Origin of the sequence: Vulcanisaeta moutnovskia 768-28 (assembly GCF_000190315.1) — an archaeon.
Classification (GTDB): Archaea; Thermoproteota; Thermoprotei; order Thermoproteales; family Thermocladiaceae; genus Vulcanisaeta; species Vulcanisaeta moutnovskia.
Genome location: NC_015151.1, coordinates 1617011 through 1631268 on the forward strand (window position 1 = coordinate 1617011; position 14258 = coordinate 1631268).

16 protein-coding genes and 2 tRNA genes are annotated in these 14258 nt (G+C 41.7%); 7 read left to right on the forward strand and 11 right to left on the reverse strand.

Translation table 11 applies throughout. The annotated features are described in order from the left end of the window. Positions 1-43: 43 nt before the first annotated feature. Together VMUT_RS08405 and VMUT_RS08410 are read right to left on the reverse strand one after the other, a co-directional pair. Positions 44-1207, reverse strand: a complete 1164-nt coding sequence (locus tag VMUT_RS08405) for a hypothetical protein (RefSeq protein ID WP_013604992.1) — start codon at positions 1205-1207, stop codon at positions 44-46. A gap of 246 nt (positions 1208-1453) precedes the next feature. Beyond that, complete coding sequence (locus tag VMUT_RS08410; protein ID WP_013604993.1) at positions 1454-1645, reverse strand: chromatin protein Cren7; 192 nt, start codon at positions 1643-1645, stop codon at positions 1454-1456. 169 nt (positions 1646-1814) lie between these two features. Between VMUT_RS08410 and VMUT_RS08415 the strand changes: the two genes are divergently transcribed. Together VMUT_RS08415 and VMUT_RS13125 are read left to right on the forward strand one after the other, a co-directional pair. Continuing rightward, positions 1815-1890 (forward strand) — tRNA-Gln (locus VMUT_RS08415). Between the two features lie 308 nt (positions 1891-2198). Next, positions 2199-2498, forward strand: a complete 300-nt coding sequence (locus VMUT_RS13125; RefSeq protein ID WP_013604994.1) for an MFS transporter — start codon at positions 2199-2201, stop codon at positions 2496-2498. Between the two features lie 27 nt (positions 2499-2525). On the opposite strand, the gene VMUT_RS08425 is transcribed toward VMUT_RS13125, so the two are convergent. Further along, entirely contained in the window at positions 2526-3662 is a 1137-nt protein-coding gene (locus VMUT_RS08425; RefSeq protein ID WP_048056975.1) for an SSO2105 N-terminal domain-containing protein, read from the reverse strand. 55 nt (positions 3663-3717) lie between these two features. Between VMUT_RS08425 and VMUT_RS12675 the strand changes: the two genes are divergently transcribed. After that, positions 3718-4047 carry a hypothetical protein gene (locus tag VMUT_RS12675; protein WP_237699631.1) on the forward strand — a complete coding sequence of 110 codons (330 nt, stop codon included), beginning with the start codon at positions 3718-3720 and terminating at the stop codon, positions 4045-4047. A gap of 234 nt (positions 4048-4281) precedes the next feature. On the opposite strand, the gene VMUT_RS08430 is transcribed toward VMUT_RS12675, so the two are convergent. Then, positions 4282-4878 (reverse strand): indolepyruvate oxidoreductase subunit beta, encoded by a 597-nt coding sequence (locus VMUT_RS08430; RefSeq protein ID WP_048057259.1) that lies wholly within the window; start codon positions 4876-4878, stop codon positions 4282-4284. A gap of 10 nt (positions 4879-4888) precedes the next feature. Continuing rightward, positions 4889-6739: an indolepyruvate ferredoxin oxidoreductase subunit alpha gene (gene iorA, locus VMUT_RS08435; protein WP_013604998.1), complete on the reverse strand. Its 1851-nt coding sequence runs from the start codon at positions 6737-6739 to the stop codon at positions 4889-4891. A gap of 281 nt (positions 6740-7020) precedes the next feature. Here iorA and VMUT_RS08440 point away from each other — a divergent pair, with 281 nt between their 5' ends. After that, complete coding sequence (locus VMUT_RS08440; protein WP_013604999.1) at positions 7021-9024, forward strand: hypothetical protein; 2004 nt, start codon at positions 7021-7023, stop codon at positions 9022-9024. Positions 9025-9074: 50 nt separating this feature from the next. Here the strand turns inward: VMUT_RS08440 and VMUT_RS08445 are convergent, their stop codons facing one another. After that, on the reverse strand, positions 9075-9569 hold the full coding sequence (locus VMUT_RS08445; RefSeq protein WP_013605000.1) for a hypothetical protein: 495 nt from the start codon (positions 9567-9569) through the stop codon (positions 9075-9077). Further along, positions 9566-9916, reverse strand: coding sequence for a hypothetical protein (locus VMUT_RS08450; protein WP_013605001.1), 351 nt, complete (start codon positions 9914-9916; stop codon positions 9566-9568). The genes VMUT_RS08445 and VMUT_RS08450 overlap by 4 nt, the downstream gene beginning before the upstream one ends. A gap of 88 nt (positions 9917-10004) precedes the next feature. Between VMUT_RS08450 and VMUT_RS08455 the strand changes: the two genes are divergently transcribed. Continuing rightward, positions 10005-10460 carry a YlcI/YnfO family protein gene (locus VMUT_RS08455; protein ID WP_013605002.1) on the forward strand — a complete coding sequence of 152 codons (456 nt, stop codon included), beginning with the start codon at positions 10005-10007 and terminating at the stop codon, positions 10458-10460. A gap of 38 nt (positions 10461-10498) precedes the next feature. After that, positions 10499-11413 (forward strand): Gfo/Idh/MocA family protein, encoded by a 915-nt coding sequence (locus VMUT_RS08460; protein WP_013605003.1) that lies wholly within the window; start codon positions 10499-10501, stop codon positions 11411-11413. Here VMUT_RS08460 and VMUT_RS08465 read toward each other — a convergent pair. Both VMUT_RS08465 and VMUT_RS08470 read right to left on the reverse strand, forming a co-directional pair. Continuing rightward, entirely contained in the window at positions 11405-11764 is a 360-nt protein-coding gene (locus tag VMUT_RS08465) for a hypothetical protein (RefSeq protein ID WP_013605004.1), read from the reverse strand. The genes VMUT_RS08460 and VMUT_RS08465 overlap by 9 nt on opposite strands. Before the next feature lie 147 nt (positions 11765-11911). Beyond that, a tRNA-Val gene (locus VMUT_RS08470) sits at positions 11912-12003 on the reverse strand. 319 nt (positions 12004-12322) lie between these two features. Here VMUT_RS08470 and VMUT_RS08480 point away from each other — a divergent pair. After that, a complete protein-coding gene (locus tag VMUT_RS08480; protein ID WP_013605005.1) occupies positions 12323-12649 on the forward strand; it encodes an AbrB/MazE/SpoVT family DNA-binding domain-containing protein in 327 nt (108 codons plus the stop codon). Position 12650: 1 nt separating this feature from the next. Here the strand turns inward: VMUT_RS08480 and VMUT_RS08485 are convergent, their stop codons facing one another. Together VMUT_RS08485 and VMUT_RS08490 are read right to left on the reverse strand one after the other, a co-directional pair. Then, positions 12651-13106 carry a hypothetical protein gene (locus tag VMUT_RS08485; RefSeq protein WP_013605006.1) on the reverse strand — a complete coding sequence of 152 codons (456 nt, stop codon included), beginning with the start codon at positions 13104-13106 and terminating at the stop codon, positions 12651-12653. A 38-nt stretch (positions 13107-13144) separates the two neighbouring features. Then, complete coding sequence (locus tag VMUT_RS08490) at positions 13145-14257, reverse strand: saccharopine dehydrogenase family protein (RefSeq protein ID WP_148224841.1); 1113 nt, start codon at positions 14255-14257, stop codon at positions 13145-13147. Position 14258: the final 1 nt, after the last annotated feature.

Below are 14258 nucleotides of genomic sequence, written 5' to 3' on the forward strand. Positions count from 1 at the left end.
TCCCTCAGTTTATAGTTTATATTGTGTTTATTTAGTATCGCTATTATCTCGTTGATGTTACATTTTTTCCGCAACATGTCCTTAGTTGTATTGTCTTTTCGGTTAATAATACGTTGAATTTAATTCCATAAATTTCTACTTGGGACGATCCATGCATACGCCCAATGCTTACGTTCGCCAGTGCCTTTAATTTACGCCATTTATCAAGGTTAAGTTTCTCCTCGAGTATGTTGAGGATCTTCTTCAGTTTATTTGGGAGATTGTTAACTATGTGCCTGGCTAGGATTACCGCGTTGCTGTTCCAAAATATTATTCCAGCTCCCGTGTCCTTTACCGATATTTGATATTTAATTTTCAATTCGTTTGATAGTGGTGTTAGAGCTTTGCTTAATTTTTCATAGTTACTTAATCCGGCGCTCATCTTTATGTTCTTTTTCTTTAAGTCAATACTGCCGTCACTCAATATGAGTGTGAGCATATTCCGTGATGATATCCTCTTCTCTAGTTCTTGGAATGCTATATCCTTGTTTTTGATTGTTTCTTTGTGAGTTTTGGAGTATATGAACCACGTTATGTTAACGCTCTTTTTTGTGAATCCAAGGCTTTTTATTGAGACTTCAACTTCGCCAGGGTACAGTAATGACCAGAGTATTAATTGCCATAGTTGTCTTGTCTTCATTGCTGGTCTTCCCTCGTATATGATGCCGTCGCCGGCTCTAAAGCCGAGTCTTAAATCGTAGAATTCATTATCGCTTAGATTGAGCATGTTAGGTATTATTAGTGTTCTTGTGCTTAAGCCTCTGAGGTATATCTGGGTAACCACTGAATGGCTTTTGTTTCTTTTTATTTCAATTTCTATTGATGTTAATTTACCACGTATTTTAAGGAATAGACTACCGTACCTGCCCTTAACCACGAACACCCTGTTTTTACCGGCGAGTGATTCTTTGAGGGTGCTGTTGACATCATTCTTATAGGCGTGGTTCCATTTATTCTCGACATCCTTGATCATGCTTATTAATTCCTCGATATTGGTCGTAATTATGTTCTGTAAATTAGTATTGTTATCATTGAAGTTCGTGTTGTTTATGAGTTCCCTGAGTTGTTTTATCAATCCCTCTATTGTTTTATTAATGTCATGGTTATTAATGCGTATATAAGCCTCAGTTAATGCGTCGTTTATGAGCTTCTTAATCTCATAATCCATTATATCGCTTATCGCGATACAGCCACGCCTTTTTCTGCATTTTGCTCAGGTTGCGTTTATGTTTGTGGGTAGTGGCTGGTTTGTGTCTTTGCTTTGCATGGTGTTTTTCTGGGTGTTGTGTTTATTATTTTTCGTGGTTATTCCTGTTCAGTGGTGTTTTGTGAAAGTTTTGTTTGTGTGGAGGAGGGGAAGAGAAAGGGGAGAAATTGGTTGTTTTTGATTTTGAGGTTTTGTTTTGTTTTAGCCTTAGGTTATTATGTTTCCTTGTTCGTCTACCTTGGCTATGACTTTTCTTACTGTCTTGCCATCGGGCGTCTTGAACAGTGCCATTACGAAGCCCTTCCTACCCTTAGGCTGCACCTTCCAAACCTTTGTTGGTTTTAGTTTCCTGCCCTCTACTTCGTATTCCTTCCTTGCTAGGTCTTCTAACGTGACCATATTGGTCATTGTTTTCGTGGTCGCGTGGTTTAATATGGTAATTGGTTATTTTAAGTGATTGTTTTATTAATGGACTTATGCTTTCCCTACTTTCCTTAGGCATTACTCAAGGCCTTATTGGTGTTGCGATGCGTAGCGCTTTTAAACTGGGCCCTTTATTATCATTACTAGCCGGGTCGTCTAGAGGCCAAGGATGGCGGGCTCTGGACCCGTTGACCCCGGTTCGAATCCGGGCCCGGCTACCACCCATTGTTGTTTTAATTTTGCTAGGAAATGTTTTAGTACTTTTTAGCGTTCTGTTATAGTCTTTTGTATTTAATTGCTTTGTTTTTATTATTTATTCATAGAGTAATTCTTTAATAATTCCTTTGTAGTGTTTTTGTATGGTTAAGGTTCAGTGGGCTCCGGAGCATTATAAATGGCCTCCTAGGGCGGGTAGTGCTGTTGCCTCTTAGTTCATTGGTTTTATGCTTGATGCGTATGATCTGACTTTTGTTACTGCGATGACGCCGATATTGGCCGCCGTGCTTTTACCCCCCGACTCTCTAAGTCCGTGGTTGGTTATTTCCTGACTTTGCTTGGTTATGCCTTTACGATGATTGCGAGGCCTGTGGGTAATGCCTTGTTTGGTAATTTTGCTGATAGGATTGGTAGAAGGGATACGTTGATGATAATGAGTGCTTTAACGGCCGCAATACCCACATACGCCCAGGTTGGTTGGGTTGCTTTTTGGGTCTATGCCTTGATTAGGTTCATACTTGGTGTGTTTGTTGGTGGTGAGTACGCGGCCGGTCATCCATTCGCCATGGAGTACTCAGCGCCCAGGTGGAGAGCTGTTTCCTTTTTGTGTTAACAAGTGTCTTTTTGTTTTTATTTGTGTTTATTTTCTTTGTTTGTTTATCCCCCTTAGTGCTATTAGGTATGCTGAGGCTGTGTGCCTATCTAGCCCGTATTTCCTCATTACCTCATCATGTTGTTGCGAGTTTGTTGTTCCTTTGGGGTTTACATAGATGGTTCTCATGGCATAAAGTGGTGCCTTGTAGGATATCACCTCTATTGTCCTGCTCCTGAAAATGCTTACCCTATAGTTGTAGTTTCTCGAGCCTCTATCACCATTCCTCACCCAGTAATATCTAAGATAACCAATGGTCCTGGGATTCTCTAAGGATATTGCTGAAACACCATGGTGATAGGCATAGTTTAACAGCTCATGTATTGCCTGGTGTATTTTCGTCCATGCAACCACTCCTTTAAACCCCCTAGCCGTTACCTCCCTGAACCAAAACGTCTTCACATCCCTCAACCTACCATACCTATCAACTATGGCTAAGTTTAACCTATTAACATTCACATCAACACCACCAATCAGATTCCCCCTAGGCTCACTATACCTCCTCATAACATCGAGATATAGGCTGTACGGCACCATGACCTGCAGACCACAGTACAGGTGCATGTTGCCGGGGCGGAAGTTGTATCCCCTAACCATTACCCTAGCTGGGTAGCCCACTTCATACTTGCCTGCCCTTTCTATGAGCACCTTCAACAGTTCCACATAGCCCTTAGGCGTCTTCAGCCCTATGTCTATCCTTTTTGAAGCTCCATCATAATTCAGCACTAGCACTTCAGCCTTATTTACTGATAACAGCCTTATGTTCAAGTTTCCCCTCTTCTCGCTCTCCGCCTCGCTCTGGAATAACAACCACTGCCCTAGCTCTATGTCCCTTATGTTCACCCCTAGCTTCCTAGCACTCCTAAGTGTTGAGTGCACTAGGGTTGCCACACCATCTATGTACCTCCTGTTTGGTAAAAGCTCATAGCACCTCTCACGGGCATACTTAAGGAAGCTTGCCTGCGAAAAGCCAAGTAGGGCATCATTACCCTTTACATCGTTTAATAGCCTATGGGCACACAACTTGGAAAACCAAGCAGTATACCAAACCAGCTTGGCCTCTTCCCCATTGACCGTGAAGGGAATGTTTATAGCAATGTAATCTGGCAAGCCCGTATCTTTCATTTAGGGATATATACCCCAGAAGGTTTTTAAACCCTTCCCTTTAGAATATGTCTTGGTGGTCCTTGGTTCCCGAGACTCGTGGGCGAACCGCGGTGAGGGGCCAGGGAGTCGCCGCAATGAAGCCAGGGCGGAAACAACCAACAACAACCGCCCTCGACAGAGCGGTTCTGGTGTTGGTTTTGGTTATAGCTCCGGCATATTCATTAGTGCTTGGATGCCCCTCTACTCGATGCCACTGTATGGCGTTTTCCACGCCATTGAGGGTACAAATATTTGGTTTGTGGCTGCCTTCTGGCTTATTTTGGCAGGTATTATTTATGGCGCTGCGGTGGCCATAGGTCCTGAGACAATAGGTGTTGATTTAAGGATAGTTAGGGAGAAGTAATTTTGGCGTTTTTAATGTTACAAATAAAAATGTAAAAATTTTCTCTATTTTCTCCATTAATAATCACAATCTTCACCTCCTCCTATACTTTGCATTTAGCCAGGCGTTTATGAATTCCTTTATTTTTGCCTCTTTTCTTCTTATTTTCAGATTCCCTTATGCATCTATTTACGCACTCTGTGTATTCCTCCTAGCGCTTTTCGTACTTCCTGCACTTCCTATAGCATTCTAGAATCATTGCTTATTATTGTTATTGCTGCCGTATTTTAGGCCCTGTGCGAAGGCCTTCAGGTTTTTATCGGTGTCTCTCCTAATGTTTGTTCTAATTGATTCCTCAATTATGTTTTGTGGTATGTAATTGCTTAGTTTCATTATTGAGTATAGGGCGCCCAGTATTACCGTGTTTTCGTAGATTACATTACCCAGTCTAATGGCATCGTTGTAGGCATTCACAATGTAAATATTCTTAATGCTCCCTTTCAACATGCTCTCTAGATCCTCTATACTTGGTATTTTCTGTTTCGTTGCTGTTGGCCTTATTAACCTCCTATTTACTATAAATATTGTATTTTCATTAGCATAGTCAAGGGCTCTGAATGCTTCGAGTATTTCGAACGCGACAATAATATCAGCGCCTCCCTTAGGTATTAGTGGCGCATCCACGTCCCCTATCCTAACATGAACATCTATGGAACCACCCCTTTGACTGAGGCCGTGAGTTTCTGCAACCAATGCCTTGTAACCAGCCCTTATTGCTGCATCGCCAAGTATTGTCGCGAAGGTCACTAATCCCTGACCTCCGACCCCAGCTAGGTATATGTTAAGTCTCATAATCACCACCTCACATTTCAGCCCACTTCCTTAGCCAATCCTTAACATTGCCCTCCGGCTTAATAGCATCGTATGGACAAACCTGGGCGCATACCGAGCATCCAACGCACATGTTGGGGTCAATCCAAGCCTTCCTATTTTCAAGGGGCACAATTGCTGGGCATGCAATTAGGTTATAGCATATTCCACAGGCCTTACAGGCGTCTGGGTTCACGTAGTAACGCGTCACGTAATTTCTAAATAACCTGGCGGCCTCTAGCGCACAGCCTCTCTTCATTACCACGACTGCAACACCACCCTTCTTAACAATATTCATGGCCTCCATCAGAACTTCCTGAGCCCTCTTACTATCAAATGGATCTATGGTCCTCGCATAATCCACACCTACTGCCTTGGCAACGTCCTCAATGTTAATTGCACTTGTGGGATTTGGTTGACCACCCGTCATTGCTGTAACCCTATTATCGAGGATCAGTATCAGCATTGGTGTCTTGTTATAGACCGCGTTAACTAGGGCGGGTAGGCCTGCGTGGAAGAATGTTGAGTCTCCAATTATTGATATTACCATGGTCCTACCATTAGTACCGTGATAGAGACCCATGCCTAGACCTAGGGAACTACCCATGTTCGTTAGTAAATCCTGTTCATTGAATGGGTTATTAATACCTAGGCTATAGCAACCAATATCACCACTAAATACGGGTTTAACGCCTGACTTTGCCGTGGCAACCTTTAATTCATAGAATGATGCTGCGTGCGGGCATCCTGGGCAGAAGACTGGTGGTCTTGACGGTGGTGTGTAATCAACCTTAACAGTCTTTATTGATGTAAGTGGGTTTTCAATATCGAGGACCTTTGATAATCCACTCATTACGGAATTAATTGTTAATTCACCAACCCTGTTAAAGATGTTCTCAGCCTTACCAAGTATTGGCACCCTAATGCCCTCATCATAAAGTAGGGCCTTTAATTGATACTCAATTACTGGATCTCCCTCCTCAATAACAATAACCTTATCAGTCCTAGTAACAGCATCAGTAATGACCTTTCTGGGTAATGGGACAGGAGTCGCCACATTTAATATGCTTGCTCTTATGCCGTAATTCTTAACGGTCTCTAATGCGTATGTAAAGGCTACACCACTGGTTATTATGAGGGTTTTACCATCATTAATGTAGGTATGTGGCAATTCATTAACACCTCTCTCAATATTACTCCACCTCCTTAGTAGATCCTCCTTAAGTGAACGGGCATGCGCAGGTATTAGTGCGTGTCTTCTTGGATCCTTAACGTACTCCCTTGCGTATTTAGGAACCTCTGGTGTACATATTGTTACTGGGCCCCTTACATGGGATACCCTGGTGACTGTCCTCATCATTACTGGATGACCATACTTCTCACTAAATTCAATGGCAAGCCTTATGAAGTCCTTGGCGCTCTGCGGATCATAAGGCTCAAAGACAGGGATATAGGCATGGAGACCAACCCACCTATTGTCTTGTTCGTTCTGACTACTCCACATGTTTGGATCGTCAGCCGTGACTATAACAAATCCGCCCTTAACGCCTGTATAGGCACTTGACATTAGTGGGTCCATGGCTACGTTAAGTCCCACGTGCTTCATTGTTGTCATTGACCTAGCGCCAGAGAGAGCTGCGCCATAGGCCACCTCAAAGGCAACCTTCTCATTACTACTCCACTCAGCGTAGATTCCGAACTCCTTACCATAATCAATTAGGTACTCAATTATTTCACTTGATGGTGTACCTGGATAGCCAGCAGCAACCGCTACCCCAGCCTCCAATGCTCCATGGGCAATCGCATGATTACCAAGTATTAACCTAGTCGTGCAGTTACTCATCAATCGTGAATAGGTATATTTAATTTAAAGCCTTTCTCCTAGAACTTGATAAATTAGTTAGTGATATATTGATTGGGTATGAGTATATAGTATATATACTCAGCATAGAATGATATCGTCACGCATCCGCATGTCTAGGGCTCATCACAAGTGCTTTACTAGTAATACTAGTTTATATATTTAAGGCATACAAGCAAAAATCGCGCGTTTCTAGGTATTACACTAGTTATTTTAATTGCTTATTTAATATTACCTGGTTCATAATCGATCTCGTGAACAGTATGAGGAGGAACTTGGCAATACTCCTGGTAGTAATGGCAGTAACAATCTCGGTAATAGCCCTAGCTAGTCAGTATCAGGTTGCGCCAAATGCCAACTCTCCGTCAACAATAAACCAGCCATACTACGCAATACTCGAGTACATAGACTACATAAACACAACGAGAACTGTGACCCTCGCGCCTGGCCAGTCAATGACGATACAGGCGCCATTACCTCCTGGCCCAGGTTATGTATTAAGTTATGTTAAGGTTAATGTTAATCCACCATCGCCAGCCATACTAATCAGCGGTAACAATGTTATGTATGGTAAGAATGAAGTCGGTGCGATAATCAGCGCCTATACAACGAGTAACACACTATCAATAGCCAACTCCGGTAATCAACCGTTGAATGAGACGGTATCGGTGACGTACGTATTCGTGAATGAGAAATACCTTGCACTGAATACCTCTGCTTCATCATTTACGTTAGATATATCAATTCCTGATAACACAATACAGTATGTGACACAGCAGGTGGTTGAGTTGTCAATACCGAATTACATGCCCTTCGAAATAGCGGGTGTGGCGTTACCCAATGGAACAACACTATCACAACTAGTCTCTGCCTGGAGCCCACTGGCTAATTATATAAAGGTTGAGCCGAAGTACGTGGAGCTAACGGCAAATGAGCTACCACCTGGTCAGTACCAGATAACGATTAATTATGGTAGCGAGTACGTAATGCCGAGTGCAATGCTAATTAAGGGTACGGAGTTCCTAAACTACACTGTTAATCCAGGCCAGACACTGGAAATAACTGGTTCAGAGTTTGGTGTTCCGCCTGGTTGGAACCTACTGGGTTACATAGTTGCTGTTTACACTGTTCAGCCATTGGTTGTTGGTGAGCAGCCTGGTCACTTCGAGATGGTCGCTAACATGGTTTCCCCAGCCTACCTATACAGTGACTTAATACAAGTCAGTGGTATTAGCTACCTACTGCCGCCGTTCATAAGGTTTGCGCCAATGATAGGGATTTACATAGTTTATGATAGGTACTTCGAGATCGTTGATAACCTGAATGTGCCGCTCGTCGTGACTTTCATGCCAATAATATACAAGCCAGTTGGACAATGGGTTAATGGTAATTTAGAAGCCACTGTCACGGATGCCGATGTGTCCAGTGGTTTATGGACAGCACTTGTTGTTCAGTTACCCGAAATAGCGCATGTGTACAAGATAGTCACACCAAGCGGTACTGTGTATACTGGTTTAGTGGATTCAGAAATACCATGGGGCTCTGCGGAGAGACTGGTCTCAATAAGCCCTGATGGTTCCCAGGCATACATAGCCATTTCAACTCTTGGTGTTAGTGAGACTGGTACATACACAGTCTATGTTAATTGGACACCAATAACAATGCACTTCACAAACACGCTAAATGCCCCAATAAGCAATGTTAAGGTTGAGGCTAGTGTGAATGGTTCACTCATAGCAAGTAGTGTTAGTGATGCAAGTGGTAATGCGTACATAAACATTAAGGAGCCTTCTCCATTCACGGCAGTTGTGTATTATGATAATGTGCCCATTTACTACGTTAATGTGAATTCATTAATTAATCAACCAATTGGTATAACAATAGGTCTGTATAACGTGACGGTGCTATTTGTTGGTGCGAGGAACCAGGCGATATCCCATGCAAAGATATCACTATATAGAGTTGGTACTGGCCCGATCTACAATGGTACAACGGGTAGTACAGGAACGACTGGATTTGCAAACATCTTAGGTGGAACATACCTAGTGACTGCCCAGTATGGTAATCTGAAATACAGTGAGTTGGTGACGATAAATGGAAATGACGTAATAACAATAAAGTCGGATATATTAGCCATAATTGATGGGTTCCCAATAACCACCATAGAGGCCTTAATAGGCACGCTGGGATTAGGTGGTGCTGCAGCTATAGCCTTTGCCTTCGCTAATAGGAAGAGCGGTAAGGATTATGAAGTTGTGACCATGTGAGTTCTTTCGTTAAAATCAATTAAAAATCAAAATTAATTTCTTTAAATCAATCATTTATTCCTCCTATCATACTCAATTCTCAATTCCCTAGCTAGTTCCATCACCTTATTTAGTAATTCATTACTAACATCAAAGACCTCATGTATCGAAACCAATTGCCTATACTCCCTATCAAATCTTGAGAATTCCCTCCTAATCTTCTCGCCTCTTTGTGACCTAATTCTCCTAAGTAGGGCTTCACCCCATGAAATTAGTCTTTGGCTATCGTTCTCCAGTTTCCTCACTATTAACGGTCTAATCACCTTAAATTGTTCATCAGTAAGCTCAATTATTGCATATGCGAATTCACCCTCAAAGCCTCTCTCTATTATGTCGATCAATTTCTCCTTAACACTCAACAACTTCCTCTCCACCTCCTGTTTAGGCAGCCAGGAAATAACTACGTTGGGTAGTACCGAAAGTCCTAAACCGGTTAAATGCCTATTTACTAATCCCTGAACCTCATCATTGCTTACATACGTTAGTATTAATATGAATCGCCTCATGATTCCCTCATGTAAATATTCAAGGCATTAATTATTAATTCTTTAATAACTGAATCCTCAATGTTCCCCCTTAATAATATTCTTACAGATATTAATTCCCTGCGTGATCCATCATCATAGCCTACGAATTCCCACTCAAGACCATTAATGATCTCCTTTCGATAAATCAACCGCACATCACCAACCTTAATTGATTGATCGATTGGTAAACTCCATGGAGCAATCATGTCTATACTAAGTACCTTCTCCTCATTGCCAAGACTTAGTAGCCTTGCCAATGAAGTATTTCCACACGTGTACTCCTTAATCTCACCCCTATCAATTATATCAATGTCACTGCACTGCATTGTTCGGCAATACCACCAACTCTCAATTTATTACTTTAACTCAAAGAAAGATTTAAATACTAAGTAATATTTGAAATACTTGATTAACATGTCTAGCAGTTCTAGCAATAGTGAGGAGAGTAGTGAGAGGAAGACTGTGACTATTAGGGGATTAAGTACTGACATTTATGGCAGGGTAAGCAGGTTAGCCAAGGAGACAGGTACGACAGTGGGTGAAATAGTGAATGAGGCACTCAGGAGGTATATAGCGACTCTAGAGAACATATCTAAGGCCATTGACAACATGATTAGGGCTGGGGATGTAGTTATGATAAGTGGTGTCTCGTCATTAACAGTGACGAGGGCTGATCTCGAGTCATTAGATAAGCCCGTGGTTTTTAGAGACATGGATGAGCTTGCCTTTGCTGATGATGTTAATAATGACCTCATTAAGAATAAGGTTGCCAGGATAGTTAATGTTAATACGGTTTATGTACCTAAGTCAGTATCAACACTGCTAATAGCTTCGAAGAGCGAGTTCGTTAAGAAAATAGTACCTAGATGATGATTAATTTTAATTAGGGCGCACCTAGTTAAAATCATGTGAAGGTTCTTGTTGTTGGTATTGGTTCAATGGGCTTGAACCACATTAAGGTGCTTACGCAATTGAAGAAGGAGAATCTAGTGACGGAGATATACGCCGTAGACATTGATAAGCAAAGGCTGGACATTGCCAAGAATCAAGGTGCCGATCTAGTATTCACCGATTTTCATGAAGCCATACCACGCAAGCCGGACCTGGGTATAATCGCATTACCAACAAGGCTTCATTACACAGTTACTAACGAACTCATGGATCACATGGACCTATTGGTAGAGAAGCCAATCACCGAGAAACTAGGTGAGGCATTGGACTTATACCGTAAGTCGAAGACTCTCGGAAGAAGGGTTTTTGTGGGTTATATTGAGAGGTTTAACCCCGTATATAAGGCCTTAATTAATGATATTGGTAATGAGAAGCCAATGTACGTAGAGACCATAAGGATTGGTAAGTTAAGAGGTAATCCCCAATCATATGGCAATGTGCTTCTTGACCTTGGAATTCACGATATAGATCTTGCGCTTAATATGGTCAATGAGGATAAGGTTAAGGTCCTGGGTAATGTACTTAGGGGTGATCCCATTAGTACGGCATGGCTCATGCTTAGCATCGGTGGTTCTATACATGTCCTTCATGTATCCTGGGATTACGAATTTAGGATAAGGAAAATGCATGTAACATTAAGGAATAGGTATTATGAGGCTGACTTATTAAATAAGGTACTTATTCGTAATGGAACAAAGCACATGATAGAGAGTACTGATCAATTAAGGCAGGAATTAATGCATGTAATAAATGTTTTAAGGGGTATTGAGAGGCCAATCATAGACATTACTGATGGCATTAGGGCATTAGCTATAATTGATGGTATATTAATGAATAAGTCCATTATAGACCTGGATGAATTACTAATGTGAATAATCAATAATTGACCTAACCCTAACAATGTACTTACTAGCCAGGTCCTCAGTCCACTTGGGTAATCTTAATGTGCTGATAACCTCATTAATCAAGATCTCAGCATCATCACAATCATCTAAACCTTGATCCCTACAGATCTTCACTAAATACCTACTCCTAGCCTCAAATAAATCCCTATCCATAGTGATCCTATTGCAGTCATGGTCATAAGTCCACCCCCTCCTGAGGTCTCTCAAATGAAGAAGTAGATGCGCAGCAATCCTGCCTAAGTCCATAGGCCCTGACGCAACGTACATACCCTCATTAATAGCATAACAACTGTTATGACCCATGTATATATTCGTCATCAATTAAATAAACGAACTAAAGTAAATAAAGATAACACTTTTAATGGCTAAGGGTCATTAACGTTATACGACAGGATAGAACTCATACAAGAGGTTAGAGACGTAGAATATTAAATTCTCAAGTGCATGAAAAGGGAAGAACGTAATTGGTGGGCCCGCCGGGATTTGAACCCGGGATCTCCCGCGTTCTCAGGGATTTCCTCGTGAGGCGGGCATCCTAACCGCTAGACTACGGGCCCGACGGAGAGTAGATTTATAGGAATTTTAAGTTTTTGGGACCCTTAGTATTTGTTTGACCAGTCAAGGACTTAGTCCCAATAAGGATAGGGCATTTAATTTATGGTTATTTTAGATTAAGCTTTGTTTAGGATCCTTGGTTTTAGTTGGTTTAATGTTAAATTTCCTTGTTCTTTGGTTGTTTTGTTTCTTTTGTGCATTTTTGTCTTGTCACTATTATTTATCTTGATCTTTATTGTTCTTTTGATCTTGTTTCGTTTTTGAACTATGTTAACTAGATAGAATGTTTTATATCTAGATTTGTTAAGGCAATTTTTTGACATGAATAGGGGGATAAAGGTTAATGGGCTTCCCTACAGGACCCGTGTTTATATAAATAACCAAGTCCTGATACCATCAAATCTCGTGAAACTCCTTGGTATTGAGAAAAGCCTATTTGCTAATGTGGTTATTAGGCATGAGGGTAGGATTATCAATATTAGTAGAGTTAAGTTGTTGAGGAATAGGCGTGCCACTTCTAGGCAGTTTACTATTCCTAGGGAGGTTAGGGAGGCCTACGGCGTTAAGCCTCTTGATGAGATTGAGATAGTGAATATTGAACCTGCCGAGACCATTAATAATAGGAGAGATGAATTATTACGACATTAGGTTAGGTTTTCCGTAACCTCTCTGCCTCCATTATCTTTACTATACTTATGTACAGTACTATTGCAGCTGGTATGTAATAAAGTGGTAATCCACCATGTATTGGTATTGTTGGATACGTAAAGATGTGCAGGTTCTTAATATAGCCCCATGAATGCGGTATATGACCACTAAAGAGCCAGAACATCGCATCCTCGCTCCACACAGCCACATCCGCAGCGAATAACCACTGCCAGAAATCACCAAAGGCTATCCAGGGTATTGCAAGTACAATGGCCACACCAATCCTATAAAGCCACATGCCCAACCATGGGTGGTAATGAACAAGGGCTAGGTACCAGGAGTTTGATGGGTCGTGGTGAAATGCGTATACGAGCTCTGGTAGTATCATTGTCTCAATCATTGCATAGCCTATGCCTGTCATTAATGGTGGTATCGTTAATTTAGCCCAATTAACCATTTTCAATTAAGGGAAAATAGCAGCCCTTATTAACCTTGCTATCCTATTATTGTCTTTGTTTTGTATATTTTTATTCCTTCCTTCTTAAGCTCATTTATTACCTGGTTTAGTATGGCCTTATTCCTCATGTATGTCTCCTCGATCGGTGTTAGTCCCTCACCCTTTATTTCGTCCCTAGCTGCTAAATCTGCCACGATGGCTGCTGTGAAGCCAGTTAGCCTAGCCATTGATGTGAAGTCACCCTGGGCATAATCAACACCCTCGAACCTAACAATTGCAGTTTCACCACTAATCTTACCCCTAGCCTCAACAACCGTTATTGAGAAGTCATTAGTGCCAGTCTTCAATGACTTGGAGAGTACGTACTTAGCAGTCTCAATATCATTCAAAAGTCCAAGATCCTTAAGAACGCTCATAACCTCCAAATGCCTCCTCCACCTAATAGTTCTCTCATAAGCGTTTTTCAAAGTCCTGAAGTGCCTAGGTAATGTGACTAATAACGTGCTTAGACCATCAGTATAGAACTCGGCAAAATCACCGTTAACGAGCCATGTCTGGAATGGGAATATTTCGGTAAGGGGTTCGACATTAACCACCTTACCATCCCTAATAATTGTTGCGGGCCTAACATACTCATCAATAGTACTCTCAAGTGAGAAGAGTAATTCGTAGTAAAGCGGTGGTTTTGGACTGACTGGGTTACCACCAACATGTATGCCGACTTCCTCAATAACCTCAAGTTCATTAGCCGCAGCCATAGCCAGTAGGTTCGTTAGCCCAGGTGCCCAGCCCATGGCCGGTATGATGATCGATCCATTGCTTAACCTACGAGCTATTTCCTCATCGTACTTCCACATGAATATTAGGTCAATCACTGGTTTACCTAACTCATGGATCCTAAGGACTACTTGATCAGCGATTGATTGTGGGACTGCACTAATAATTACGTCATTCTCACTGGCAATACGTTTAAGGGTTTCATCGCCCCTAACATCAGCCTTAACAGCATTATTAAGTCCAATCCTCCTAGCTTCATTGATTGCATCATCACTTGCATCATAACCATTAACAACATGACCCGTATGCCTAACTAAGTAGTAGGCAATTGCACGACCCATAGGACCCAAACCAACAACACCAATAGAAACCACA